The sequence below is a fragment of the Streptomyces sp. NPDC053513 genome (assembly GCF_044544765.1).
Taxonomy (GTDB): domain Bacteria; phylum Actinomycetota; class Actinomycetes; order Streptomycetales; family Streptomycetaceae; genus Streptomyces; species Streptomyces litmocidini.
This window is the reverse complement of the sequence record NZ_JBITXP010000027.1, coordinates 73,845-96,942: the sequence shown is the minus strand read 5'-3', so window position 1 is coordinate 96,942 and position 23,098 is coordinate 73,845. Positions and strand designations below refer to the sequence as shown.

The following is a 23,098-nucleotide window of genomic DNA, read 5'->3' as shown; positions in this document are numbered from 1 at the left end:
GGATCGCCTCGATGGTGGCGATGCCGTCCTTGCGGGACTCCTCCTGGCCGGTGCAGATGGTGAAGGTCAGGGTGTCGATCAGGATGTCCGACTCCCTGATCCCCCAGTTGCCGGTGAGGTCCGCGATGAGCCGTTCGGCGATCGCGACCTTCGTCTCGGCCGTCCGGGCCTGGCCCTCCTCGTCGATCGTCAGCGCCATCAGCGCCGCGCCGTGCTCCTTCGCGAGCGCCGTGACCTTGGCGAAGCGGGAGTCGGGTCCGTCGCCGTCCTCGTAGTTGACCGAGTTGATGACGGCCCGGCCGCCCAGCTTCTCCAGACCCGCCCGCAGGACGTCCACCTCGGTGGAGTCCAACACGATCGGCAGCGTCGAGGCGGTGGCGAAACGGCCCGCCAGCTCCCGCATGTCCGCGACGCCGTCCCGGCCCACGTAGTCCACGCACAGGTCCAGCATGTGCGCGCCCTCGCGGATCTGGTCCCGCGCCATCTCCACGCAGTCGTCCCAGCGGCCCTCCAGCATGGCCTCGCGGAACTTCTTCGACCCGTTGGCGTTGGTCCGCTCGCCGATCGCCAGGTACGAGGTGTCCTGCCGGAACGGCACGTGGCCGTACAGGGACGCGGCGCCGGGTTCGGAGACCGGCCGGCGGTCGAGCACGGCGGCGCCGCGCACGCGCGCCACGATCTCCCGCAGGTGCTCCGGGGTCGTCCCGCAGCAGCCGCCGACCAGGGCCGGGCCGTACTCCCGTACGAACTGCTCCTGTGCGTCGGCCAGTTCGCCCGGCGACAGGGGGTAGTGGGCGCCGTCCTTCCCGAGCACCGGCAGGCCCGCGTTCGGCATGACCGAGATCGGGATCCGGGCGTGCCGGGAGAGGTGCCGCAGGTGCTCGGCCATCTCCACCGGGCCCGTGGCGCAGTTCAGGCCGATCATGTCGATGCCGAGGGGCTCCAGGGCGGTCAGCGCGGCGCCGATCTCGGAGCCGAGCAGCATCGTCCCGGTCGTCTCCACGGTGACCTGCACGATCACGGGCAGGTCCACGCCGACCCAGTCCAGGGCCCGGCGGGCGCCGATGACGGCCGCCTTCGTCTGGAGCAGGTCCTGCGAGGTCTCGACGAGCAGGGCGTCGGCGCCGCCGCGGATCAGGCCCTCCGCGTTCTGCTGGAAGGCGTCCCGGAGCGGCTCGTACGTGACGTGGCCGAGGGTCGGCAGTTTCGTGCCGGGTCCCATGGAGCCGAGGACCCAGCGGGGGCGGCCGTCGGCGGCCGTGTGGGCGTCGGCGGAGGCGCGGGCGATGCGGGCGCCGGCCTCGGACAGCTCGTACACCTGGTTCTCGATGCCGTACTCGGCGAGCGCGGCCAGGTTCGCCCCGAAGGTGTTGGTCTCGACGCAGTCCACGCCGACGGAGAAGTAGGCGTCGTGGACGGCGGCGACGATGTCGGGGCGCGTGAGGTTGAGGATCTCGTTGCAGCCCTCCAGCTGCCGGAAGTCGTCCATCGACGGGTCGGCGGCCTGGAGCATGGTGCCCATGGCCCCGTCGGCGACGACGACCCGCGTCGCGAACTCGTCCCTGAGCGACGGCCTCGTGCGAGTCCTCTCGGCCGGCCTCGTGTCAGCCCCCTCGGACCTCATGTCAGCCCCCTCAGGTGGGTGACGAGCGTCGCCGTGCAGCCGACGCCGTACGTCGTCCTGATCCGGTCCAGGAGGGAGTCCCGGTGCAGCCGGTACTCCTGCGTGCCGACGTAGTCGAGGACGGTGGCCGCGACCGCGCAGCCCAGCTGTGCCGCGCACCGCTCGGGCACGCCCCACAGCGTCCCCGCGAGGAATCCGGCGCGGAAGGCGTCCCCGACGCCGGTGGGGTCGACGACCGCCGGGACCTCCACGGCGGGCACGGAGAGGGTGGCGCGGCCCTCGCCGCGGATGCGGACGCCGGCCTCGCCTTGGGTGGTGACCCAGGTGCCGACGCGGCGCAGGACCTCCTCCTGCGGCCAGCCGGTCTTCTCCAGGAGGAGCGCCGTCTCGTACTCGTTGGTGAACAGGAACCGGGCCCCGTCCACCAGCTCCCGCACCTGCTCCCCGTCGAGCCGCGCCAGCTGCTGCGAGGGGTCGGCGGCGAAGGGGATCCCCAGGTCACGGCAGGCGCGGGTGTGCCGGAGCATGGCCTCGGGGTCGTCCGGGGAGACCAGGACCAGTTCCAGGCGGCCGGTGCGCGCGGCGACCTCGCGGAGGTCGATCTCGCGCGCCTCGGCCATCGCCCCGGCGTAGAAGGTGGCGATCTGGTTCTGGGCCCGGTCGGTGGTACAGACGAAGCGGGCGGTGTGGAGCGACTCGCTGACGCGCACCGAGTCGGTGTCCACGCCGTGGTCCTTGAGCCAGACCCGGTACGGCTCGAAGTCGGCGCCGACCGCGCCCACGAGGGCGGGCCGCAGGCCGAGGACACCGAGTCCGAAGGCGATGTTCGCTGCCACTCCGCCGCGCCTGACCTCCAGGTTGTCGGCGAGGAACGACAGGGAGACCCGGTCGAGCCGGTCCGCGAGGAGCTGCTCGCTGAACCAGCCGGGGAAGGTCATCAGATGGTCGGTCGCGATGGATCCCGTGACAGCGATGCGCATCTCCCTCAGACCCCCGCTGCCTTCTTCAGGGCCTCCACCCGGTCCGTGCGCTCCCAGGTGAAGTCGGGGAGTTCGCGGCCGAAGTGGCCGTACGCCGCCGTCGCCGCGTAGATCGGCCGCTTGAGGTCCAGGTCGCGGATGATCGCCGCCGGCCGCAGGTCGAAGACCTCGCTCACGGCCTCCTGGATCCGCTCGTCCGGGAGCGTGCCCGTCCCGAAGGTCTCCACGAAGAGGCCGACCGGCTCGGCCTTGCCGATGGCGTACGCGACCTGCACCTCGCAGCGCTTCGCCAGGCCGGCCGCGACGACGTTCTTCGCGACCCACCGCATGGCGTACGCCGCCGAGCGGTCCACCTTGGACGGGTCCTTGCCGGAGAAGGCGCCGCCGCCGTGGCGGGCCATCCCGCCGTACGTGTCGATGATGATCTTCCGGCCGGTGAGTCCGGCGTCGCCCATCGGGCCGCCGACCTCGAAGCGCCCGGTCGGGTTGACCAGGAGCCGGTAGCCGTCGGACTCCAGGCTGACGCCCTCCTCGACGAGCTGCTTGAGGACGTGCTCGACGACGTACTCGCGGACGTCCGGGGTGAGCAGGCCCTCGACGGAGATGTCGGCGGCGTGCTGCGAGGAGACGACGACCGTGTCGAGGCGGACCGGGCGGTCGCCGTCGTACTCGATGGTGACCTGCGTCTTGCCGTCGGGACGCAGGTAGGGCACGGTGCCGTCCTTGCGGACCTCGGTGAGCCGCCGGGAGAGGCGGTGGGCGAGGGCGATCGGCAGCGGCATCAGCTCGGCCGTGTCGTCGCAGGCATAGCCGAACATCAGGCCCTGGTCGCCGGCGCCCTGGGACGCCAGCTCGTCCTCCACTCCTTCCACCCGGGCCTCGTGGGCGGTGTCGACGCCCTGCGCGATGTCCGGCGACTGGGCGCCGATGGACACCGACACGCCGCAGGAGGCGCCGTCGAAGCCCTTCGCGGAGGAGTCGTAGCCGATGTCGAGGACGGCGTCGCGCACCAGCTGGGCTATCGGCGCGTACGCGGAGGTGGTGACCTCGCCGGCGATGTGGACCTGGCCGGTGGTGATCAGGGTCTCGACGGCGACCCGGGAGTGCGGGTCCTCGGCGAGCAGGGCGTCGAGGATCGTGTCGCTGATCCGGTCGGCGATCTTGTCGGGGTGGCCCTCGGTCACGGACTCCGAGGTGAAGAGGCGGCGGCTCATGCCTGGACCTCCACCGGGGTCTTGAAGAAGTGCTGCTCGATGGCGCCGAGGGTGCGGATGGAGTCGACCTCCAGGGTCTCCATCTGGATGGCGGTGCCGCTCTCCTGCTCCAGGAGGAAGACGAACTCGACGAAGGACAGCGAGTCGATGAGCCGGTTCTCGATCAGGTCGAGGTCGGGCGCGATGTCGTCGCGCTCGGGGTGACGCTCGAGGATCCAGTTCTTCACCGTCTGCAGGCCGTCGGCCATGGTTGCTCTCCTTTTCGCTACTGCTCGTTGGGGATGCTGGATACGTAGGGGGTGGGGGCGATGATCGGCGCCGCGACCGCGACCGCGTAGTCCACGTCGTGGCTGATGGACACGGTGATCTCGGTGATGCCGGACTCCGCGGCCATCTCGGCGGCCGTCCGGTGCAGCTCCACGAGCGGCCAGCCGCCCTCGGAGCGCCGCACGACGATGTCCGGCCACGGCAGGAACCTGCCTCGGACCCGTAAGGTCTTGAACGCCGCTTCCTTCGCCGCGATCCGCCCGCACAGGCTCAGGACGTCGAGCCCGGAGGAGGTGCGGCAGTCGGCGAGCTCGCCGGGGGTGAGCATCCGCTCGAAGAACCGCTCCCCGTACTGGGCGAGGAGCCTGCGGACACGGTTGACGGACACGATGTCCATGCCGAGGTTCGCCCACCCCAGTCCGCCCGCCGGCGGGGCGGCGGGACGGGCCGGCACGTCAGATCACCGGCCCGGCCGCGCCGCTCGCACCGGCCGACACCCGGCGGGAGGCGTCGCGCACCGCCCGGGTGGCGGTCTCCCAGCTGCCGTGGCGCCGGGTCAGCGCGGACAGCCAGCGCTCCAGGCCGAAGGCGACGCAGCTGGTGAAGGCGGGGCCGCCGGTCGACGCGAGGGTGATGTCGCAGCGGTCGCCGAAGAAGTTCCGGTGCGTGTTGACCGAGGCGATCGCCAGGTCCTCGTACAGGAACTCGTACTTCACCGGGGTGAGCCGCTGGAGGACCGCCTTGGAGCTGCCCTTGTCGAAGAAGGGGTCGCAGGCGGCCTCCTTGCGCAGCGGCAGGTCGAGCGCCGCGGCGAAGGCCTGGATGCGGGTGGTGAAGTCCGCGAGGTGCGTCTCGGCGTGTTCGCGCGAGCCGATCGCGACGACCTCCCGCATGCGGAAGCCGAGCTGGCGCCGCATTCCCTCGTAGTGGGTCTCCTTGCGGAAGCACCAGGAGCAGATGGTGACGAGGGTGTCGTCCGCGACCCGGGTGCCCTGGTGGTCGAGGTAGACGGCGTAGCAGGAGGCCGAGGGCAGGCCGAGCGCGGCGGGTTCGAGCGCGTCGCTCGGGAAGCGGCCGGCGGTGGTGTCGAAGGGCGTGGTCGCGCGGCGCTCCAGGTCGAGCGGGGCGGCGACGACGGCCTGGTGGGGGAAGTTGTCGTAGTAGTCGAGCTTCGCCAGGTCGGCGGCGGGCAGGAGCGGGGGCATGGTCATCGGGCGGGCGCCCGCGGTCACTCCCCAGCCCTCGAAGGTGTCGTCGAGGAGCCGCAGCAGGCGGGTCCCCTCCGGGCCGAGCGAGGGCAGGCCCCTGGTCTCCCCGACGTTCTGCTCGGGGGTCGTCGTGGTCATGGTCGGTGCACCTCTCGGGTGGGAGGTTCCTGGAGCTCAGACGACGGGCAGGGTGTCGTCGGAGAAGATCCCGGTCTTCAGGAAGAAGGCGAGCGGCTTGCGGATCGCCTTGCGCTCGTGGGGGCGGCGGCGCTCGTCGGCGACCAGGGCGTTGCGCAGGGCCAGCGGGTCGGCGATGCCGGCGTCGCGGTAGACGTGCGGGTTGTAGAGGGAGTTGATGCTGTAGACGACGTACCGCTTGAGGTACGCCTCGACCTCGCGGACCCGGTCGGCGCTCACGGCCTGGCACATCCGCTGGTACAGGAGGGAGACCAGCTCGCGTCCGAAGGCGATGTGGCGGGACTCGTCCTGGTGGTGGATGCGGTTGACCTCGCGGATGGTGTGGCAGAGGGTGTCGTCCTTCGCCATCCGGGAGTTGTAGTGGTCGACGAGCTCCTCGAAGAAGAGGATGCGGGTGAAGACGAGGAAGTTCTCGACCTCGGGCTCCCAGGCGGCGTCGGCGCGCATGGCGGTGGAGCCGTAGATCTTGTGGCCGTAGCGCCGGCAGAACTCGGAGAAGAACCACATGTGTTCGTTCTCCTCGCCGATGAAGTGGTGGAAGAAGTCCGAGGGGACCTCGAAGCCGGGCATGTGGATGCGGCCGACGACCTCGATGAGGAGTTCGCGGATGCCGTGCACGTTGAGGCTGTAGAAGTTGATGGACTCCCACTTCGACAGGCGCTGGAGCGTTTCCTCGCCGAGGGTGTCGAAGTGCTCGGTGCCGTGGACGGTGAGCAGCTCCGGCGTCATCCAGAAACGGTTCTCCTCCAGCGTCTCGGGCCACTGGAAGGTCTGGTACGGGTTGTAGTAGTCCTCGACCGAGCGCTCGCTGAGGCGGCTGAGGACTTCCATGAAGCGGTCGGTGACCGGCAGGGGGGCGGCGACGCCCATGATCTCGCTCCTTCGGAGGGTTACGGGCGGACTTCGTAGACCGCGTTGACCGGCGTCTCGGTGGCGCGCCGCCAGCGGGTGAAGCCGGCCTCCTCGGCGATGGCCCGGAAGGCCTTCTCGCCGGAGTGGTTGCCGAGGGCGTGCGGGCCGCGCTGCGCGACCGCGACCGGCAGGCACATCACGGCGGACAGGGCCATGAACATGCGGGCGGCGGGGGTCTGGGCGTCGACGTCCTGCGGGGAGACGTTGGACTCGACGAGCATCCAGGTGCCGTCCGCGTCGAGCGACTTGTGGACGTGCTGGGCGGCGGCCACCGGGTCGCCCATGTCGTGCAGGGCGTTGAAGAAGCACACCAGGTCGTAGCCGGAGCCGGGGTAGTCGTCGGCGGAGGCGACCTCGAAGACGACCCGGTCGGAGAGGCCGGCCTCCTCGGCGAGCTGCCGCGCGATCGAGATGGCCTCCTCCGAGTAGTCGAAGCCGTGGACGGTGGCGTTCGGGAAGGCCTTCGCGATGAGCAGGGTGGTGTGCCCGACGCCGCAGCCGACGTCGGCGACGGTGCCGCCGTTCCTCAGCTTCTCCGTGACCCCGTGGAGGGACGGCAGCCAGTCCGGGACGAGCTTGTGCTCGTAGGTGGGCTGGAAGAAGGAGCCCATGCCGGTGTCGAGGGCCGCGTCGTGCTCGGCCCAGCCGACGCCGTCGCCGGTGCGGTACGCCTCGACGAGCAGGTCCTCGGTGGCGTACAGCGCCTTGAGGGCGGTGAAGAACCCGGCGGCGTAGGTGACGGCCTTCGGGTCGGCGAGGACCTCGACGTGGTCGGCGGGGAGCGTGTACGTGAGGGAGCTGGGGTGCCGCTCGACGTACCCGGCGGAGAGCTGGGCGTGCAGCCACTCCTCGACGTACCGCTCGTTCGTGCCGGTCTTCTCGGCGAGCTGTCCGGCGGTCAGGGGGCCTTCGGAGGCGAGGGCCCTGTAGAGGCCGAGGCGCTCGCCGAGGGCGACGGTCAGGCCGCGGACGGCCGCGCCCGCGTCGGTGATGACGCGCTGGTGGAAGTCGTGGGCGCTCATGCGGCCTGCTCCTCCTCGTACGTCGGCAGATCACAGGTGAACAGGAAGGAGCGGGGGACGCGCGGCACGGAGCGGTCCGGCACCGGGTAGGGCCAGCGGTCGAAGGCGGCGCCGTCCTCACCGGGCTGCTTGACCTCGCGCACGGCCCAGCCGCAGTCGGCGAGCAGCGCCTCGGGCTCCTCGGTGCCGAAGAGCCACGGGTTGCCGTCCTCCTTGAGCGCGCTCATGAAGGTGCGGGCCAGCGGGTTCTCCAGGGCGGACTTCGAGATGACGTCGCCGAGCAGCACGGAGCCGGGCGCGGCGTGCGCGGACAGGGTCGAGATGAGGGTGCGGACGGCCTGCTCGGGCAGGAAGAACAGCAGGCCCTCGACCACCCACAGGACCGGCTCCTCGCTCTTCCAGCCGGCCTCCTTCAGGGGTCCGGTCCAGTCCTGGGTGAGGTCGACCGGGATCGGGACCCGGGTGCGGCCGGCGGGCTGCGGCTCGTCCTCGAGCATCTCGGCCTTGGCCTCCAGGAGGGCCGGGCGGTCGAGTTCGTAGACGGTGACGCCGTCGGGCCAGGGCAGCCGGAAGAAGCGGGTGTCCATGCCGGCGGCGAGGAAGACGACCTGCCGGATGCCGCGCTCCTCCACCGCCTTCACGATGGCCCGGTCGAGGTAGGTGGTGCGGATGGCGAGGAACGGCACGATGCCGCCCCCGTCGTAGCGCGCGAGCAGTTCGAAGCCGATCTCGTCGGCGACGGTGCGCGCGTAGGGATCGGCGAACAGCCGGTCCTCGCGCTCGGTCTCCAGGGCGCGCGCGGCGGCGGTCCACTGGGCGGTGCGGGATACGGCCTCCACAGGAGGTCCCCCTTCACTTGGGTTACGGAGATTCGGACGGCCGTGTTCAGGGGCCCGTCGGACGGACGGTCCGTCAGGCGCTCATGGCCGGGGCGCAGGTCTTGGCCGGTCGCGCGCAGGCGACGGGGTCCTCGGCCGCGGGCATCGACGACAGATGGCCGGCCTCGGCGTCGGCGGGGCGCCGGCGGAAGGTGCTGTGCAGGATCATGCTGAACACGGCCGTCCCGTCGGGGGCCACGAGCGTGCACCGCGGTTTGACGGTGCCGGTGGCGGGCTGGAACGGCGACGGGGTGGCGCCGAGGATCTCGACGCGGGCGGTGAGGACGTCGCCCGGGCGGACGGGCCGCAGGTAGCGGACCTCGTCGATGCCGGGCGAGCCCGTGCAGGCGCTGTAGGCGAGCAGTCCGTCGACGTAGCGGCGCATGAACATCGACTGGGTGTGGAACCCGCTCGCGATCAGACCGCCGAACGGGGAGTCCTTGGCGAGCTCGGGGTCCGTGTGGAAGGGCTGCGGGTCGAAGCGCCTGCCGAACTCCAGCACCTCCTCCGTCGTGACGGTGACGGTGCCCAGTTCGTGGACGTCGCCGGGCCGGAAGTCCTCGAAGTAGCGCATCGCGCGCCCCCCTTGACCTAGGAGTCTGCGTTTCCTGGCATCACCCAATCTACGAATCAGTCATTTATTTTGTCAACCCAAAAGAAGGCTCACGGCAGCGCTTGTTCGACGTCGGACCAGAGGTCCTCGGCGTCCTCGATGCCGACGGACATCCGCACGAGCCCGGGAGCGATCCCCGCCGCCGCGAGGGCGTCCGCGTCCAGCTCGCGGTGGGAGGTGGACGCCGGATGGGCCACCAGCGTCTCCACGCCGCCGAGCGAGAGCGCGAGCTTCGCGAGCCGTACGCGCTCGACGAAGGCCCGGCCCGCCTCCCGGCCCCCGGCGAGCTCGAAGGAGAGCAGTCCGCCGCCGCCCGCGAGGACCTTCCGGGCGGTGTCGTACGAGGGGTGGCCGGCGCGCCAGGGGTAGTGGACGGCCGTGACGCCGGGGCGGGCCGCGAGGAGTTCGGCGAGGGCCGCGGCGTTGGCGCAGTGCTCGCGCATCCGCAGCGGCAGCGTGGGGATCCCGCGCAGGGTGAGCCAGGCCGCGAACGGGTCGGCGCAGGCGCCGAGTTCGACCGTGCGGGGCCAGACCCGGCGGCGCAGCCCGTCGTCCGCGAAGACGGCGGCGCCGCCGAGGACGTCCGAGTGCCCGGAGAGGTACTTGGTCGTGGAGTGCACGACGACGTCGGCGCCGAGCTCCAGGGGGCGGCACAGCACGGGCGAGGCGAGCGAGTTGTCGACCAGGCTCGTCACCCCGAGGGCGCGGGCCGCGGCGAGCAGTCCGGGCAGGTCCGGGACCTGGCCGGTGGGGTTGGCGATCGTCTCCAGGACGAGGAGCCGGGTGGCGGGGTGGACGGCGGCGGCCTCCAGCTCGCCCGGGTCGTCGCCGGATATCCGTACGACCTCGATGCCGTACCGCTCGGCCAGGTCCGACAGGACCGCGTGCGTCCCCCCGTACAGGCAGCGCTGGGCGACCACCCGGTCGCCGGGCCGCAGGAGGGCGAGGAGCACCCCGCTGAGGGCGCCCATGCCGGAGGCGAAGGCGATGGCCCCCTCCCCTCCTTCGAGGCCGGCGAGGGTCTGCTCCAGGGCCCGGACGGTCGGGTTGCCACGACGGCTGTAGACGTACCGGCCGTCGGGGTCGGCCATCGCCCCGGCGAGCTCGGCGGCGGAGTCGAAGGCGAAGGCGGAGGACTGGACGAGGGGGACGGAGAGCGGCCAACTTCCGCTCTGGAAAGGTTCGTTGATGATGTGCACGGCACGGGTGTTGAGCTCCACGGCGTTCCTTCCTGGGTACGGGAAAGGGGCCGCCCGACGTCCGGTGGAACGGACATCGGGCGGCCCCTTCTGTCTTCTGATCAGGCTCTTCCGATCAGGCTCCTCCGATCAGGCCGCGACCTTCTCGCCCTGCGGGGCGGGGGCGGCGGCCCCGGCCGCGACCGCCTTGTCGCCCTTCATGACGAGGAGGGTGGCCACACCGCCGACGGCGGCGATGATCGCGGCGCCGACGAAGGCGGAGGAGAAGCCGTCCGTCAGCTTCGGCAGGTTGCCGAGCTGGTCGGCGCCCTGCGACATGGCGACGGCGGTGAGCGCGGCGAGACCGAGCGCGGAGCCCACGTTGTAGGTGGTGTTGACGATGCCGGAGGCGAGACCGGCCTGCTCCTGCGGGGCGCCGGACATGGCGGTCATCATCGTCGGGATGTAGGCGAGGGACATGCCGAGCGCGGCGACCAGCGAGGCCGGCAGGACGTCGACCAGGAAGGTGCCGGTGGGCTCGACGGCGGCCAGCCAGACCAGACCGGCGGCGAGGACCAGCAGACCGCCCGCGATGAGCGGCTTGGCGCCGACCTTCATCATGAGCCGGGCCGTGATGGCCGTCATGAAGATCATGAGGAGCACGGTCATCGGGAGCAGCGCGGCACCGGACTCGAAGGCGCCGAAGCCGAGGACCTGCTGGAGGTACAGGTTGAGGAAGTACCACATCGGGATCCACGCGGCGCCGAGCAGCGTCATGGCCAGGTTGGCCGAGCCCAGGCGCGGGACCCGCCAGACGCTGAGCGGCATGAGGGGCTCGCGGATGCTCTTCTGGATCACGAAGAAGAGGACCAGCAGGACGGCGGCGCCGGCCAGCTCCAGGATGGTGGCGGTGGCGCCCCAGCCGACCTCGGGGGCGCGGACGACGGCGAAGACGGCGAGCGCGAGGCCGGCGGTGACCGCGACGGCGCCGAGGACGTCGACGGAGCCGCGGCGGGACTCGACGTTCGGGAGGAGCTTGGTGGCGGCGAGGGTCGCGAGGCCGATCGGGATGTAGATGATGAAGACCCACTGCCAGCTCACCCACTCGGTGAAGACGCCACCGAGGAAGACGCCCGCGGTGCCGCCGGCGGGGGCCGCGGCGCCGTAGAGCGCCATCGCCTTGCCGAGCTCCCTCGGGTCGTGCATGAAGAGCATCATGAGCAGGGTCATGGCGGAGGGCGCGATCAGCGCGCCGCCGACGCCCTGGACGGCGCGGCCGACGATCTCGACCCAGGCGGTCTGCGCGGCCGCGGCCACGACCGAGCCGGCGATCATGACCGCCCAGCCGGAGACGAAGATCTTCCGGGCTCCGACGAGGTCGGAGAGGCGTCCGCCGAGGAGCAGCAGGCCGCCGAAGACGATCACGTACGCGTTGAAGATCCACTGGAGCTCGCTCTGCGAGAAGCCCAGGTCCTTCTGCATCTCGGGGAGCGCGACCCCGATGATCGAGGTGTCCATGATGACCATGAACTGAGCGGCGGCGAGCACGACAAGTGCCCACCAGCGCCGGGGATTGACGGTTGACATTGCCCTGACCCTTCACTCGCTGCTGCATACCCCTAGGGGGTACCTGTGCGGAGCACCGTAGCATACCCATGGGGGGTATGTAAGGGTGAGGGGAACGCATGGGAGGCCCTGCTTCCGCGCATGGGGCGGCGGGCGGGAAGCACTGCCTCCGCACCCGCTCCGCACGTACGGCGGCGCGCGGGAAGCGCCCGCTCCGCGCCCCCGGCCGGGCAGAATGCCCCCATGACCGCAGACCAGGACCCCGCCCTGCTCCAGCGCTGGAACACCACCCTGCTCGCCGCCCGCGCCGGCCGCGAGGGCCCCGACCCCGCCCCGTACGGCCGGAACCTGCTGTCCCGCTGGGCCGAGCCCCAGCGCCGCTACCACACGGTCACCCACCTCCGGGCGGTCCTCGACCGCATCGACGAGCTCGCCGACCAGGGCGGGGAGGGCGGCGAGCTGGAGCTCGTACGGCTCGCCGCCTGGTTCCACGACGCCGTCTACCGCCCCGAGCGCTCGGAGAACGAGGAGCGCTCGGCCGCCCTGGCCGAGAAGGCCCTCACCGAGGCCGGCCTCACCCCGCACGAGGTCGCCGAGGTGGCCCGCCTGGTCCGCCTCACCACCACCCACGACCCGGACCCGGGCGACCTCAACGGCGAGACCCTCTGCGACGCCGACCTCGCGATCCTGGCCACGGACCCCGATACGTACGGGGGGTATGCGGCGGCGGTCCGCGAGGAGTACTCCTTCGTCCCCGCCGACGCCTTCCGCGAAGGCCGCGCCGCCGTCCTGCGCCAACTCCTCGGCCTCCCCCGCCTCTTCCGCACCCCCTACGGCGCGGCGGTCTGGGAGGAACGGGCCCGGGAGAACCTGGAACGGGAACTGGCGGAGCTGGCGGGCTGACCGGAGGAGGGGAACGGGGGAGCGTCTCGCATCCCGAGAAGTCCTGCGAGCACGGAATGACAGGCACAAAGCAGGGGTTGACGCATGTCATGCCGTCTTCCTCAGCCGAGCACACGACCTCCCCCGCGACCGCCGCCCCCTCCGTACCCCCCACCCGTATGCCCCTGGCCGTCTACATCCTCGGCCTGTCCGTCTTCGCCCTCGGCACGAGCGAGTTCATGCTCTCCGGGCTCCTGCCGCCCATCGCCGAGGACATGGGCGTCTCCATCCCCCGCGCCGGACTCCTCATCTCCGCCTTCGCCATCGGCATGGTCGTCGGCGCGCCGCTGCTCGCCGCCGCGACGCTCCGGCTCCCCCGCAAGACGACGCTCGTCGCCCTCATCACCGTCTTCGGCCTCGGGCAGATCGCCGGCGCGCTGGCCCCGAACTACGCCGTCCTCTTCGCCTCCCGCGTCGTGAGCGCGCTCGCCTGCGCCGGGTTCTGGGCGGTCGGCGCGGCCGTCGCCATCGCGATGGTCCCGGTCGGGTCCCGCGCCAAGGCGATGGCCGTCATGATCGGCGGCCTGTCCATCGCGAACGTCCTCGGCGTCCCCGCCGGCGCGTTCCTCGGCGAGCACCTCGGCTGGCGCTCGGCGTTCTGGGCGGTCGGCGCGGCCTCCGCGATCGCGCTCGTCGGGGTCGTCGCCCGCATCCCGCACATCCCCCTCCCCGAGACCAGGCCCCGCCTCAAGCGGGAGCTGTCCATCTACCGCGACCGGCAGGTCCTCCTCTCCGTCACGGTCACCGCGCTCGCCGCGGGCGGCGTGTTCTGCGCCTTCTCCTACCTCGCCCCGCTCCTCACCGACGTCTCCGGGCTCGACGAGAGCTGGGTCTCGGCCGTCCTCGGGCTCTTCGGCATCGGCGCCCTGGTCGGTACGACGATCGGCGGGCGCGTCGCCGACGCCCACCTCTTCGGGGTGCTGCTCAGCGGCATCGCCGCCTCGACCGTCTTCCTGACGGCCCTGGCCCTCTTCGCGTCCAGCCCCGTCGTCACGGTCCTGCTCGCCTTCCTCCTCGGCGTCTCCGCCTTCTACACCGCCCCGGCCCTCAACGCCCGGATGTTCAACGTCGCCGGCGCCGCCCCCACCCTCGCGGGCGCCACCACCACCGCCGCCTTCAACCTCGGCAACACCGGCGGCCCCTGGCTCGGCGGCACCGTCATCGATGCCGGCCTCGGCTACGCCTCCACGGCCTGGGCGGGCGCGGCCATGACCGCCCTGGGCCTCGCCACCGCGGCGGTCGCCCTCAAGCTCCACAAGTCGCCGTCCCGGGTGGTGACTTCGGGCCAGGCCAGGGAGAATCGGGAGCGGGAGCGGCAGGCCGGGGCGTCCTGCTGAGGAGTCCATCGAAAAGAAGGCGGCGGCGGGCGATGAGTTTTGCCATGATCACCGGTCGTACGTCATGACTGCCCACACAGGACACCGGAAGCCGAGGAACCCCAGATGCGCACCCTGATCAGCACCGCCTTCATCTCGCTCGACGGCGTCGTGGAGGCGCCGGGCGGCGAGCCCGGCTACCGCAACTCCGGCTGGACCTTCAAGGACGTCGAGTTCCTCCCCGAGGCGTTCGAGATCAAGGGCCGCGAGCAGAAGGAGGCGTCCGCGATGCTGCTGGGCCGGACCAGCTACGAGGCGTTCAGCCCCGTGTGGCCCGACATGGAGGAGTTCGCCGACTACAAGGCGATGCCGAAGTACGTCGTCTCCACCACCCTCACCGAGGACGACCTCGTGTCGAACTGGGGCGAGACGACGATCCTGCGCTCGCTCGACGAGGTCGCCGCCCTCAAGGAGACCGAGGGCGGTCCGATCATCGTCCACGGCAGCGCCTCCCTGAACCAGGCCCTCTCGGACGCCGGCCTGATCGACCGGTACCACCTGCTCGTCTTCCCGCTCCTGCTCGGCGCGGGCAAGCGCCTCTTCAGCACCACGGACAAGGACACGCAGAAGCTGAAGCTGGTCGAGCACGAGGCCTACGCGAACGGCCTGCAGAAGAACGTGTTCGACGTCGTCCGCTGACGTGCCCGGGACGACGCCCGTGTCGACACGGCTGATCATCATCAACGGCGGTTCCAGCGCGGGGAAGTCCGGCATCGTGCGGTGCCTGCAGTCCGTACTGCCGGACCCGTGGCTGGCGTTCGGCGTCGACTCGTTCGTCGACGCGCTGCCCGCGAGGATGCAGTCGGCGGACTCCGGCATCGTCTTCGACGCCGACGGCGGCGTCAGCGTCGGTGCCGACTTCCGGGCCCTGGAGGCCGCCTGGGCCGGCGGGCTCGCGGCGATGGCCAGGGCCGGTGCCAGGATCATCGTGGACGACGTCTTCCTCGGCGGCGCCGCCTCCCAGCAGCGCTGGCGCGAGGCCCTCGGCGACCTGCCCGTGCTGTGGGTCGGCGTCCACTGCGAGACCACGGTCGCCGCGGGCCGCGAGCTCGCCCGCGGGGACCGGACCGTCGGAATGGCCGCACAGCAGGCGCTGATGGTGCACGCGGGCGTGGAGTACGACGTGGAGGTCGACACGACACACGCCGAGTCCCTGGAGTGCGCCCGCGCCATCGCGGCCAGACTGGGGTGACATCCGCACCGGGGCGAGGCCCCAGAGCGGCCGTTTCGAGCCGGGACGACCCTCACGCCGAGGTGAGGTCCTCGACCAGCCGGGTCATGAGCGGGGAGGGGTCCACCGCCAACTCCCGCCTCAGCAACCGCTGGTACTCCTTGTAGCACTTCATCGCACAGGCCCTGTTGCCCTCCGCGATGTGGATCTCTATGAGGATGCGGTGCGCCGTCTCCCGGAACGGGTCGATCTGCGTGGCCGTCAGCGCCGTCTGCAGCGCCGCCAGATACTCCCCGTCCCGCCGCAGCCGCTGCGCCAGCCCCTCCAGGGCGTGCAGCCGCAGCTGGTCCCAGCGCTCCCGCTCCACTTCCAGCCACTCGTCCGGCCACTCCGGCAGCAGCTCCTCCCCGAACGTGGCCGCGAGGTCCTCGGGATCCTCGGGCGACCGGCGGTCGCCTATCGCGTCCTGGGCCCTGCACCGCGCACGGTGCAGGTCCACCTCCACCACCGGTGCGAGCCGCAGCCGCCGGTCCACGCACTCCACCGTCGTCAGCGGACCCGCGCGCCGCCCGTGGCACAGGGCGGTCCTGAGGTTCGCCGAAGCCCTGGTCGGGCTGCAGTCGGGCCAGAGCCGCTCGGCTGCCGCACCCCGGTACACGCCGGACGTGTGCACGGCGAGAAGCGCCAGCAGACGCTGTGCGCCTGAGGGGAGAGGGATGCGGCATCCGGCGTAAGAGAGCTCGAAGGCCCCGAGCAGTTCGAGGTATACGCCGTTCGATGACACATCCCTCACTGTGCAACCGGGCGGTGGATCACGCATCCGCTCGTCCGCACGTCAGAACCCCGGCCGTACGTGTCCGCCACGCCGCGCCACCCGGTCCGCGACATTTTTCGGAACGCGGCCCGTCCGCCGTTCCACCGGGGCTGACCGGCCACCAAACGCCCCCTCGAACGGATCGGCAACACCCTGGAAACGCTCGGCGGACGCCGCTTGCACATTCCGGGTGACGAACCGCCGACGACGGCCTTCCAGAGTCGGGAGCAGACCTTTTCCCGCGCGGTGCCCCCGGGCACGGAAGGCAGGACCGAGATGAAGCCTCGGGCGATCCTGGGAGAACTCCGCCCACGACCGGACGGGCCGTACGGCGACCCCCGGGTGTGCGTCGCTCTGCTCGACGGCCCCGTGGACCTGTCCCACCCCTGCTTCGCCGGTGCGGACCTCACGCGCCTGACCACGCTGGTGCAGGACCCCGCCGGGCCCGGCCCGATGTCCCTGCACGGCACCCATGTGGCCAGCCTCCTGTTCGGGATGCCCGGCTCCCCCGTCACGGGGCTCGTGCCACGCTGCCGCGGCCTGGTCCTCCCCGTCTTCCGCGACGGCGGAAGCGGCCGGATCCCCCAGATGGACCTGGCCCGTGCCATCGAACGCGCCGTCGAGGAGGGCGCGAACATCGTCAACATCAGCGGCGGCGAACGGACCGACGCCGGCCAGGCCGACGCCCTCCTCGAACGGGCCCTGCGGCTCTGCGAGGACCGGGGCGTCCTGGTCGTGTCCGCCGCCGGGAACGACGGGGCCGACACCCTCCAGGTCCCGGCCGCCGTCCCCTCCGTCCTGGCCGTCGGCGCCGCCGCGGCCGACGGCACCCCGCTCGACATCAGCAACTGGGGCGGCGCCTACCGGACCCACGGGATCCTCGCCCCCGGACAGGACATCGAGGGAGCCGCTCCCGGCGGCGGCCTCGCCTCCCTGACGGGCAGCAGCTTCGCCACCCCCCTCGTGGCCGGTACGGCGGCCCTGCTCGTCGCGGCCCAGCTGGCCGGCGGCGGGGACGCGGACCCGAGGGCCGCCGGTCAGGCGCTGCTCTCGACCGCCACCGCACCCGCCGACTGCGCCGACCCGGACGCCCCGGCCTGCCGCCGCGGGCTCGGCGGCAGCCTGGACGCCGTCCGGGCTCTCGCCTTCGTCACCAGCAAAGAGGAGACAGCCGTGACCACTCCCGCAGCCGCCCCCACGCCGTCAGAGGCCCTGGCGCCGCACGTCGCCCCGGCCGGGCACGAGGCTCCCGGCCCGTACGGAACGCCCGCCGCGCCCGCGCAGCCCGTGGCCCCCGCACCGGCGGCCCCGCCCGTACCGGCGGGCATCGCCGCCGACGGCGGCGCGCCTCCCCCGCCCCCGGTCCCGCCGGTACCCCCGGCCCCGTCGGCCCCGTCGGTCCCGTCGGCGCCGCCCGCGGCGGCACCGGTCCAGGCGTCCGCCCCGGCCCCGGTGGCCCCGGTTCCCGCCGTGGCGGCGGCCGCACCGGCCGCGACCACCGCACCAACCCTCACTGCGCCCCCAGTTCACGCCTCTCACACCACAACGAGCGCCGGTGTGCGCCCCGCCTGTGGCTGCGGCGGCGACCCGGCCTCGTGCAGCTGCGGCGGCGAGGGCGGCGCGTCCCCACGGCAGTTGGTCTACGCCATCGGCACCATCGGCTTCGACTACCCGACCGAGGCGCGCCGGGACAGCTTCCGGCAGTCGATGCCGTACTACCCGACGGAGGTCGGCGGCAAGGCCGTCGAGCAGGCGCCCGACCCGTACAACCCCCGTCAGCTCCGCGACTACCTCGCGACCAACCCGTGGGCCTCCGACAAGGTCACCTGGACGCTCATGATGGACGGCGCCACGGTGTACGCCCTGGAGGCCGAGCCGTCCGCCGGCATGGACTGGAGCGAGCCGCTCGTCCCGCCCGTGCAGGCCCAGAGCCTCCGCAAGGCACCGGACCGCATCGCGGCCGAGGAAGGGAAGGCGGACGCCGACCTGTTCAGGATGCTCGCCAACCCGCCGGTGTCGACGGTGTACCGGGTCTTCCGTGATGCCATCTTCGGCCAGGCCCTCGACCCGGACGACGAGGACGAGCGCGCCGGATACATCTCCCGCGTCTCCGTGCCCGGCGTCCTCACCAACCGCACCACGCGCCTCTACTCCGGCCAGATCGTGCCGGTGGTCGAGGTGAAGAGCCGCGGTCTCTACACCTGGAACGAGGCGGCACTCGTCGACGCCGTCTTCGACCAGGTCATGAAGGACACCGGTGCCGATCAAACCGACGGCACGCAGCCCGACGCCACGCCGTCCGACCCCGCGCAGCCCGACGCCGCGCAGCCCGACGCCGCGCAGCCCGATGCCGCGCAGCCCGGCGCCGCGCAGCCCGCCGTGCCGCCCCCGACCCCGCCCATGCAGCAGCAGCGGGTACAGGTCCGTGACGACGCACAGCTGAAGCTGACGATCCGCGCCTTCCTCGACAAGATCTACTACCAGTTCCGCAACCTGGGGCAGACCTCCGCCGACCGCGCGCTCAACTTCATGGGCACCAACGCCTTCCTGTTCGGGGACAAGATCAAGGAAGGCCTGCTGTCGGCGAACAAGGTGCCGGGCTCGACGATGAACCTGTACGCGCTCGACACGATCACCGTCACCAAGAGCCCGTACTGCAGGGTCGGTTCGGACTGCCAGGACGTGACCGTGACCTTCTACGACCCGGAGGACGACCGCAGGTCCCGGCTCTCGTACCTGTTCACCGTCGACGTGAGCGACGAACTGCCGGTCACCCTCGCCCCGGTCCACACGTTCCTCGGCTCGTTCTGAGGCGTCCGCCGACCACCGAGAGGAGACACCGCCATGGACACCCGACGCGGAGACCACCGTCCGGGAGCCGTGCCGCTCCAAGCCCGTCCCGTGCGGCGCGAGGGCCACGCGCCCGGAGCCCGGGACGCCCGTACCGGCGCCGAGGCAGCCATGTCCTCCTGCGCCACCATGACCGGCCCCGCCCGGCAGATGTGCTACGCCGGCCACGGCGTCTACGTCTGACGGCCCGGAGCGGAAGAGAGAGGAAAGGAAACCGTCATGTTCGACGAGACCCACACCACCCCCGAGACCGGCGGTGACACGCCTCGCCGGTCCGCCGCCGGACAGCTCCGGCTCCAGCTGCCGCAGCAGTCCGCACCCGTCCAGCGCGGCAAGCGCCCCGAGGGCGCCGACGACTCCGGCGGCGCGGCGGCCAGCGGCCTGCTGGGCAGCCTGCTGGGCGACATCATCCCGATCTGAGGCCCCGTACCCCGGAGACCACCAGACGTCCCGGATGAGGACCTCCCGCTCCCCCGCAGGAGACGAAAGGAAAGGAGCGCACCATGTTCAACGAGACCGAAGCCCACCAGGAGGGCGGCGTCGAGACGGCCCGCCGCTCCGCGCCGGGACAGCTCCGGCTCCAACTGCCGCAGCAGTCCGCACCCGTCCAGCGCGGCAAGCACCCCGAGGGCGCCGACGCCTCCGGCGGTGCGGCGGCCAGCGGGTTCCTGGGCGGCCTCCTCAGCCAGGTCCTGCCGTTCTGAGTCCCGCGCCATCGGCGGGACCGCGCCGCGCCCCCGTGACCGGCCCGGTCCCGCCCCGTCCGAGGAAGAACCATGCGACTCGATCTGCCGAAACAGGTGCCGGCGGTGGACCGGCGGGAGCACTACCCGCCGTACCGCATCGTCGTCACGTTCGTGGACGTCGACGGGACCTTGCAGCGGGTGCACAAGCAGCCGAGAGGCAACTTCGGCTCGCTGCCGTCCGACCCCCGGCCGCTCGGCCACGACTACGGCCGCGGCTGGCAGTGCGCGCCGACGGGCTGCCGGTGGACCGGCGTCCTGTGACGAGACCTTCGTGAGGGAAGGGAAGGGGGCGGGCCGCCCGCCGAGCGGCCCGCCCCCGCGGGAAGGAGCCGAGACCGCGATGACCACAGTGAGGTCGGCCGTCTCCTGGCCGAACGACAAGACGTATCTGTTCCACGCCGACGACACTTACGACCGGTACGACTCGGTCACGGGCGGCCTCGAGGAGGCCGGCCTTCCGATCAGCCGCTGGAGCGGCCTGCCCCGCTCGCCGGACGCCTTCGTCTGGTGGGGCGCGGGGAAGGCCTACGCCTTCACGGAGGACGTCTACTTCCGGTACGACGCCGTCGCCGACCGGGTCGACCCCGAGTACCTGGTGCCCGACGACCCGTTCACCGTCGCGTTCGGCTGGGCGGGGATGCCCGACGGCTCGGGCGGCGGCACCGACTGGCGCACGGGCGTCGACGCGGCCGTGAACTGGGGGAACGGCAAGCTGTACTTCTTCAAGGGCGACTCGTACGTGCGGTACGACATCACCGCCGACCGGGTGGACCCCGGTTATCCCCGTACGATCGCGGGCAACTGGACCGGGCTCTTCACCGAGGGCGTGGACGCCGTCGTCCACCCGGGCGGCCGGTTCGCCTACTTCTTCCGCGGCGAGGAGTTCCAGCGCTTCGACGTGGACGCCGACCGGGTGGACGCGAGCGGTTCCCTGGACGCCTCCTTCCGCCTCGCGCCCACCCCGCCCGGAGCCCTGGCCCCGGCCCGGCTGCTGACCGCCGTCCAGGCGAACCAGCTGATGGCCGACCTGGTCCGGCGGGGCGTGCTGACCCTGAAGAGCCCGGCCTTCGTGGACGGCCCGGCCGGGATCGTGTCGCCGAAACCGGGACAGCGGGTCGTGGTGAGCCCGCCGTCGTTCGGCACGGTCCGCTACACGAACCAGATCGCCCCCGCGTCCGCCGTCATCGACAACCTCGACCAGTCCATGCTGATCGCGCTGTACCGCCTCACCCGCTGGATCGACTCCTCGGCGCCGGACGTCGCCGAGCTCCTCCACCTGGGCATCGGGCACGGCGGACCGAACCTGAAGGACTGCCACAACCAGGGCCGCGCGCTCGACCTCTCGGGTTTCGCCGGCCAATCGGACGGTGCGGCCTTCACCCGGTCGGTGAAGAAGGACTGGGGCAACCTGCCGCGCCCGCCCGGCGTCAAGGTCCGCATCAGCCCCGCCACGGACGCCCTCGGGTACGGGCTCTTCACGACCGCCTTCCGGTTCGCCACGTTCGAGTGCGAGGCCACGGCGATCGGACCGGCCAACAAGTGGCCCATGCCGGAACTGGGCGGCACCGGCTTCGTGATCTACCCGGACTACGCCCCGGACGCTCCCGCCGGCAGCGCCAACGCCGCGCTCCGCCAGGCCCACCAGGACCACGTCCACATGCAGGTCGGCGTCACCGTCCTGCCGTGAACGGCACCCGCCTCAGGCGACCGGGCGGCCCTTCGGGCGGCGCAGACCCGCCTTCGTGAGGCGGCGGAGCAGCTCCTTCGAGCCGACCTCGACCGCGCCCGCCGCCACCGCGTCCGCGTACCGGTCGGAGGGGATGTCGTAGTGGTCCCGCTCGAAGGCGCGCGGCGGGGCGCCGATCGAGGCGGCGAAGGCGTGCAGCTCCTCGAAGGAGACGTCGCTGACCAGGTGCGACCACATGCGGCCGTGGCCCGGCCAGGTCGGCGGGTCGATGTAGAGGGTCACTCGCCGGCTCCCGTCACGTCAGGCCCCCCACCGGGGCCACCACCACGCCCTGCTTGCCGCAGACCCAGTGCGGGTCGGGGCCGAGCTCCGGTTCCACGTCGAGGGCGTGCGGGTCGCCCGAGGAACAGACCGGGCAGAGCGGCCAGCGTCCGTACCGTTCGAGCAGGGCGTCCTGCACGTCCTGGGCGACGAGCCCGGCGACGTACGACACCCCCTCGGGCCACTGCTCGACCCACCAGCGCCGGTGGGTCACCGCGTCCTCCACCATCGACACGACCTGGGCAGCGGCCACCTGCCGGGCCGCGAGGTCGGCCAGAACCAGCGCGCGAGCGGCGTGCAGCGCCTGCTCCACGGGGTCGATGTCGTCCATGGACACATTGTCCCCCGGCGGGCGTGCCGGGGAGGAGGAAGGGGGAAGGACCGCTCCGGTTCCGGGGCGGAGAGGGGCCGCTTCGGGACGGAGGGAGGCCGCTTCGGGACGGAGGGAGGTCGCTCCGGGACCGGAGGGAGGCCGCTCCGGGACCGGAGAGGGGCCGGTCCGGAGCCGGAGAGAGGCCGGTCCGGAGCCGAAGAGGGCCCACGGGGTCTTGTCCCCCCACCCTCCCGAAAGTAGCTTTCACGTGTGACCAATGACGTGAAGGAAAGTTTCACCGGCGACGCGCCCCCCGCCCCCGCCGCCCTCGCGGCCAAGGTGCGGACCCTCGCGCCGTCCATGACCCGCTCCATGCAGCGGGTCGCCGAGGCCGTCGCCGGAGACCCGGCCGGCTGCGCCGCCCTCACGGTCACCGGCCTCGCCGAGCTCACCGGCACCAGCGAGGCGACCGTCGTCCGCACCGCCCGGCTCCTCGGCTACCCCGGCTACCGCGACCTCCGCCTCGCCCTCGCCGGCCTGGCCGCCCAGCAGCAGTCCGGCCGCGCCCCGGCCGTCACCGCCGACATCGCCGTCGACGACCCCGTCGCCGACGTCGTCGCCAAGCTGGCCTACGACGAGCAGCAGACCCTCGCCGACACCGCCGCCGGACTCGACACCGTCCAGCTCGGCGCCGCCGTCGCCGCCCTCGCCACCGCCCGCCGCATCGACATCTACGGCATCGGCGCCTCCGGCCTCGTCGCCCAGGACCTGGGCCAGAAGCTGCTCCGGATCGGCCTGATCGCCCACGCCCCCAGCGACCCGCACCTCGCCGTCACCAACGCCGTGCAGCTCCGCTCCGGGGACGTCGCCATCGCCATCACCCACTCCGGCTCCACCGGCGACGTCATAGAACCCCTGCGCGTGGCCTTCGACCACGGCGCCACCACGGTCGCCATCACCGGCCGCCCGGACGGCCCCGTCACCCAGTACGCCGACCACGTCCTGACCACCTCCACGGCCCGCGAGAGCGAACTGCGCCCCGCCGCCATGTCGTCCCGCACCAGCCAACTCCTGGTCGTGGACTGTCTGTTCACCTGCGTCACCCAGCGCACGTACGAGACGGCCGCCCCCGCCCTCGCCGCCTCGTACGAGGCCCTCGCCCACCGCCACTCCCCCCGCACCCGCTGATCCAGACGTTCACCGGCGCCGACGACGCCG

26 protein-coding genes are annotated in these 23,098 nt (G+C 72.2%); 11 read left to right on the top strand and 15 right to left on the bottom strand.

What is annotated here, in order from left to right:
- From ACIGW4_RS32030 to ACIGW4_RS31975, 12 genes are all read right to left on the bottom strand, one after another.
- On the bottom strand, window positions 1-1,624 hold a 1,624-nt coding region (locus ACIGW4_RS32030; protein ID WP_399584600.1), incomplete at its 3' end, for a homocysteine S-methyltransferase family protein.
- Window positions 1,621-2,604, bottom strand: coding sequence for a carbohydrate kinase family protein (locus ACIGW4_RS32025; protein WP_399584598.1), 984 nt, complete (start codon window positions 2,602-2,604; stop codon window positions 1,621-1,623). The genes ACIGW4_RS32030 and ACIGW4_RS32025, both read right to left, overlap by 4 nt.
- 5 nt (window positions 2,605-2,609) lie before the next feature.
- Window positions 2,610-3,818, bottom strand: coding sequence for a methionine adenosyltransferase (gene metK / locus ACIGW4_RS32020; RefSeq protein WP_123454181.1), 1,209 nt, complete (start codon window positions 3,816-3,818; stop codon window positions 2,610-2,612).
- On the bottom strand, window positions 3,815-4,066 hold the full coding sequence (locus tag ACIGW4_RS32015) for an acyl carrier protein (RefSeq protein ID WP_123454179.1): 252 nt from the start codon (window positions 4,064-4,066) through the stop codon (window positions 3,815-3,817). The genes metK and ACIGW4_RS32015 overlap by 4 nt, the downstream gene beginning before the upstream one ends.
- A 17-nt stretch (window positions 4,067-4,083) precedes the next feature.
- Window positions 4,084-4,539, bottom strand: a complete 456-nt coding sequence (acpS, locus tag ACIGW4_RS32010; protein WP_123454177.1) for a holo-ACP synthase — start codon at window positions 4,537-4,539, stop codon at window positions 4,084-4,086.
- A gap of 1 nt (window position 4,540) precedes the next feature.
- A complete protein-coding gene (locus ACIGW4_RS32005; protein WP_398713841.1) occupies window positions 4,541-5,431 on the bottom strand; it encodes a hypothetical protein in 891 nt (296 codons plus the stop codon).
- A gap of 36 nt (window positions 5,432-5,467) precedes the next feature.
- Window positions 5,468-6,361: a diiron oxygenase gene (locus ACIGW4_RS32000; protein ID WP_123454173.1), complete on the bottom strand. Its 894-nt coding sequence runs from the start codon at window positions 6,359-6,361 to the stop codon at window positions 5,468-5,470.
- A 20-nt stretch (window positions 6,362-6,381) separates the two neighbouring features.
- Window positions 6,382-7,425 (bottom strand): class I SAM-dependent methyltransferase, encoded by a 1,044-nt coding sequence (locus ACIGW4_RS31995; RefSeq protein ID WP_123454171.1) that lies wholly within the window; start codon window positions 7,423-7,425, stop codon window positions 6,382-6,384.
- Window positions 7,422-8,264 (bottom strand): class I SAM-dependent methyltransferase, encoded by an 843-nt coding sequence (locus ACIGW4_RS31990; RefSeq protein WP_399584594.1) that lies wholly within the window; start codon window positions 8,262-8,264, stop codon window positions 7,422-7,424. The genes ACIGW4_RS31995 and ACIGW4_RS31990 overlap by 4 nt, the downstream gene beginning before the upstream one ends.
- A gap of 73 nt (window positions 8,265-8,337) precedes the next feature.
- The gene (locus tag ACIGW4_RS31985; RefSeq protein WP_399584592.1) at window positions 8,338-8,877 is read right to left on the bottom strand and encodes a MaoC family dehydratase; all 540 of its coding nucleotides are present in this window, start codon (window positions 8,875-8,877) and stop codon (window positions 8,338-8,340) included.
- Between the two features lie 89 nt (window positions 8,878-8,966).
- Entirely contained in the window at window positions 8,967-10,136 is a 1,170-nt protein-coding gene (locus ACIGW4_RS31980) for a trans-sulfuration enzyme family protein (RefSeq protein ID WP_399584590.1), read from the bottom strand.
- 108 nt (window positions 10,137-10,244) lie between these two features.
- Window positions 10,245-11,681, bottom strand: a complete 1,437-nt coding sequence (locus ACIGW4_RS31975) for an MFS transporter (RefSeq protein ID WP_399584588.1) — start codon at window positions 11,679-11,681, stop codon at window positions 10,245-10,247.
- 222 nt (window positions 11,682-11,903) lie between these two features.
- On the opposite strand from ACIGW4_RS31975, the gene ACIGW4_RS31970 reads away from it, so the two are divergent.
- The 4 genes from ACIGW4_RS31970 (at window position 11,904) to cpt (ending at window position 15,170) form a co-directional block, all read left to right on the top strand.
- Window positions 11,904-12,563, top strand: coding sequence for a hypothetical protein (locus ACIGW4_RS31970; RefSeq protein ID WP_399584585.1), 660 nt, complete (start codon window positions 11,904-11,906; stop codon window positions 12,561-12,563).
- Window positions 12,564-12,721: 158 nt separating this feature from the next.
- Complete coding sequence (locus ACIGW4_RS31965; RefSeq protein ID WP_185094772.1) at window positions 12,722-13,939, top strand: Cmx/CmrA family chloramphenicol efflux MFS transporter; 1,218 nt, start codon at window positions 12,722-12,724, stop codon at window positions 13,937-13,939.
- A 105-nt stretch (window positions 13,940-14,044) separates the two neighbouring features.
- Complete coding sequence (locus tag ACIGW4_RS31960; protein ID WP_123454158.1) at window positions 14,045-14,617, top strand: dihydrofolate reductase family protein; 573 nt, start codon at window positions 14,045-14,047, stop codon at window positions 14,615-14,617.
- Window positions 14,618-14,636: 19 nt separating this feature from the next.
- Window positions 14,637-15,170, top strand: coding sequence for a chloramphenicol phosphotransferase CPT (gene cpt, locus ACIGW4_RS31955; RefSeq protein ID WP_399584582.1), 534 nt, complete (start codon window positions 14,637-14,639; stop codon window positions 15,168-15,170).
- 52 nt (window positions 15,171-15,222) lie between these two features.
- On the opposite strand, the gene ACIGW4_RS31950 is transcribed toward cpt, so the two are convergent.
- Entirely contained in the window at window positions 15,223-15,822 is a 600-nt protein-coding gene (locus tag ACIGW4_RS31950) for a BTAD domain-containing putative transcriptional regulator (protein WP_398713851.1), read from the bottom strand.
- Window positions 15,823-16,239: 417 nt separating this feature from the next.
- Here ACIGW4_RS31950 and ACIGW4_RS31945 point away from each other — a divergent pair, with 417 nt between their 5' ends.
- The 6 genes from ACIGW4_RS31945 to ACIGW4_RS31920 all read left to right on the top strand — a co-directional run bounded on the left by ACIGW4_RS31945 (window position 16,240) and on the right by ACIGW4_RS31920 (window position 21,246).
- Window positions 16,240-18,774: a S8 family serine peptidase gene (locus ACIGW4_RS31945; protein ID WP_399584579.1), complete on the top strand. Its 2,535-nt coding sequence runs from the start codon at window positions 16,240-16,242 to the stop codon at window positions 18,772-18,774.
- A gap of 33 nt (window positions 18,775-18,807) precedes the next feature.
- A complete protein-coding gene (locus ACIGW4_RS31940) occupies window positions 18,808-18,996 on the top strand; it encodes a hypothetical protein (RefSeq protein ID WP_123454152.1) in 189 nt (62 codons plus the stop codon).
- A 36-nt stretch (window positions 18,997-19,032) separates the two neighbouring features.
- On the top strand, window positions 19,033-19,233 hold the full coding sequence (locus ACIGW4_RS31935) for a hypothetical protein (RefSeq protein ID WP_123454150.1): 201 nt from the start codon (window positions 19,033-19,035) through the stop codon (window positions 19,231-19,233).
- A gap of 83 nt (window positions 19,234-19,316) precedes the next feature.
- Window positions 19,317-19,517: a hypothetical protein gene (locus ACIGW4_RS31930; protein WP_123454148.1), complete on the top strand. Its 201-nt coding sequence runs from the start codon at window positions 19,317-19,319 to the stop codon at window positions 19,515-19,517.
- Window positions 19,518-19,589: 72 nt separating this feature from the next.
- Window positions 19,590-19,820, top strand: coding sequence for a hypothetical protein (locus ACIGW4_RS31925; RefSeq protein ID WP_399584577.1), 231 nt, complete (start codon window positions 19,590-19,592; stop codon window positions 19,818-19,820).
- A gap of 79 nt (window positions 19,821-19,899) precedes the next feature.
- Window positions 19,900-21,246, top strand: a complete 1,347-nt coding sequence (locus ACIGW4_RS31920) for a hemopexin repeat-containing protein (protein ID WP_359591846.1) — start codon at window positions 19,900-19,902, stop codon at window positions 21,244-21,246.
- Window positions 21,247-21,258: 12 nt separating this feature from the next.
- Here ACIGW4_RS31920 and ACIGW4_RS31915 read toward each other — a convergent pair whose 3' ends face one another.
- Both ACIGW4_RS31915 and ACIGW4_RS31910 read right to left on the bottom strand, forming a co-directional pair.
- On the bottom strand, window positions 21,259-21,528 hold the full coding sequence (locus ACIGW4_RS31915) for a DUF4031 domain-containing protein (RefSeq protein ID WP_123454140.1): 270 nt from the start codon (window positions 21,526-21,528) through the stop codon (window positions 21,259-21,261).
- A 13-nt stretch (window positions 21,529-21,541) separates the two neighbouring features.
- Window positions 21,542-21,898, bottom strand: a complete 357-nt coding sequence (locus ACIGW4_RS31910) for a hypothetical protein (RefSeq protein WP_123454138.1) — start codon at window positions 21,896-21,898, stop codon at window positions 21,542-21,544.
- A 252-nt stretch (window positions 21,899-22,150) separates the two neighbouring features.
- Here ACIGW4_RS31910 and ACIGW4_RS31905 point away from each other — a divergent pair, with 252 nt between their 5' ends.
- Window positions 22,151-23,068 (top strand): MurR/RpiR family transcriptional regulator, encoded by a 918-nt coding sequence (locus ACIGW4_RS31905; RefSeq protein ID WP_123454136.1) that lies wholly within the window; start codon window positions 22,151-22,153, stop codon window positions 23,066-23,068.
- Window positions 23,069-23,098 lie beyond the last annotated feature (30 nt).

What these genes read in the sequence shown, in the direction of transcription:
- ACIGW4_RS32025 (WP_399584598.1), bottom strand. Translation starts at nt 2,604, where the DNA reads ATGCGCATCGCTGTCACGGGATCCATCGCGACCGACCATCTGATGACC.
- metK (WP_123454181.1), bottom strand. Translation starts at nt 3,818, where the DNA reads ATGAGCCGCCGCCTCTTCACCTCGGAGTCCGTGACCGAGGGCCACCCC.
- ACIGW4_RS32015 (WP_123454179.1), bottom strand. Translation starts at nt 4,066, where the DNA reads ATGGCCGACGGCCTGCAGACGGTGAAGAACTGGATCCTCGAGCGTCAC.
- ACIGW4_RS32005 (WP_398713841.1), bottom strand. Translation starts at nt 5,431, where the DNA reads ATGACCACGACGACCCCCGAGCAGAACGTCGGGGAGACCAGGGGCCTG.
- ACIGW4_RS32000 (WP_123454173.1), bottom strand. Translation starts at nt 6,361, where the DNA reads ATGGGCGTCGCCGCCCCCCTGCCGGTCACCGACCGCTTCATGGAAGTC.
- ACIGW4_RS31995 (WP_123454171.1), bottom strand. Translation starts at nt 7,425, where the DNA reads ATGAGCGCCCACGACTTCCACCAGCGCGTCATCACCGACGCGGGCGCG.
- ACIGW4_RS31985 (WP_399584592.1), bottom strand. Translation starts at nt 8,877, where the DNA reads ATGCGCTACTTCGAGGACTTCCGGCCCGGCGACGTCCACGAACTGGGC.
- ACIGW4_RS31975 (WP_399584588.1), bottom strand. Translation starts at nt 11,681, where the DNA reads ATGTCAACCGTCAATCCCCGGCGCTGGTGGGCACTTGTCGTGCTCGCC.
- ACIGW4_RS31970 (WP_399584585.1), top strand. Translation starts at nt 11,904, where the DNA reads ATGACCGCAGACCAGGACCCCGCCCTGCTCCAGCGCTGGAACACCACC.
- ACIGW4_RS31965 (WP_185094772.1), top strand. Translation starts at nt 12,722, where the DNA reads ATGCCCCTGGCCGTCTACATCCTCGGCCTGTCCGTCTTCGCCCTCGGC.
- ACIGW4_RS31960 (WP_123454158.1), top strand. Translation starts at nt 14,045, where the DNA reads ATGCGCACCCTGATCAGCACCGCCTTCATCTCGCTCGACGGCGTCGTG.
- ACIGW4_RS31945 (WP_399584579.1), top strand. Translation starts at nt 16,240, where the DNA reads ATGAAGCCTCGGGCGATCCTGGGAGAACTCCGCCCACGACCGGACGGG.
- ACIGW4_RS31940 (WP_123454152.1), top strand. Translation starts at nt 18,808, where the DNA reads ATGGACACCCGACGCGGAGACCACCGTCCGGGAGCCGTGCCGCTCCAA.
- ACIGW4_RS31935 (WP_123454150.1), top strand. Translation starts at nt 19,033, where the DNA reads ATGTTCGACGAGACCCACACCACCCCCGAGACCGGCGGTGACACGCCT.
- ACIGW4_RS31930 (WP_123454148.1), top strand. Translation starts at nt 19,317, where the DNA reads ATGTTCAACGAGACCGAAGCCCACCAGGAGGGCGGCGTCGAGACGGCC.
- ACIGW4_RS31925 (WP_399584577.1), top strand. Translation starts at nt 19,590, where the DNA reads ATGCGACTCGATCTGCCGAAACAGGTGCCGGCGGTGGACCGGCGGGAG.
- ACIGW4_RS31920 (WP_359591846.1), top strand. Translation starts at nt 19,900, where the DNA reads ATGACCACAGTGAGGTCGGCCGTCTCCTGGCCGAACGACAAGACGTAT.
- ACIGW4_RS31910 (WP_123454138.1), bottom strand. Translation starts at nt 21,898, where the DNA reads ATGGACGACATCGACCCCGTGGAGCAGGCGCTGCACGCCGCTCGCGCG.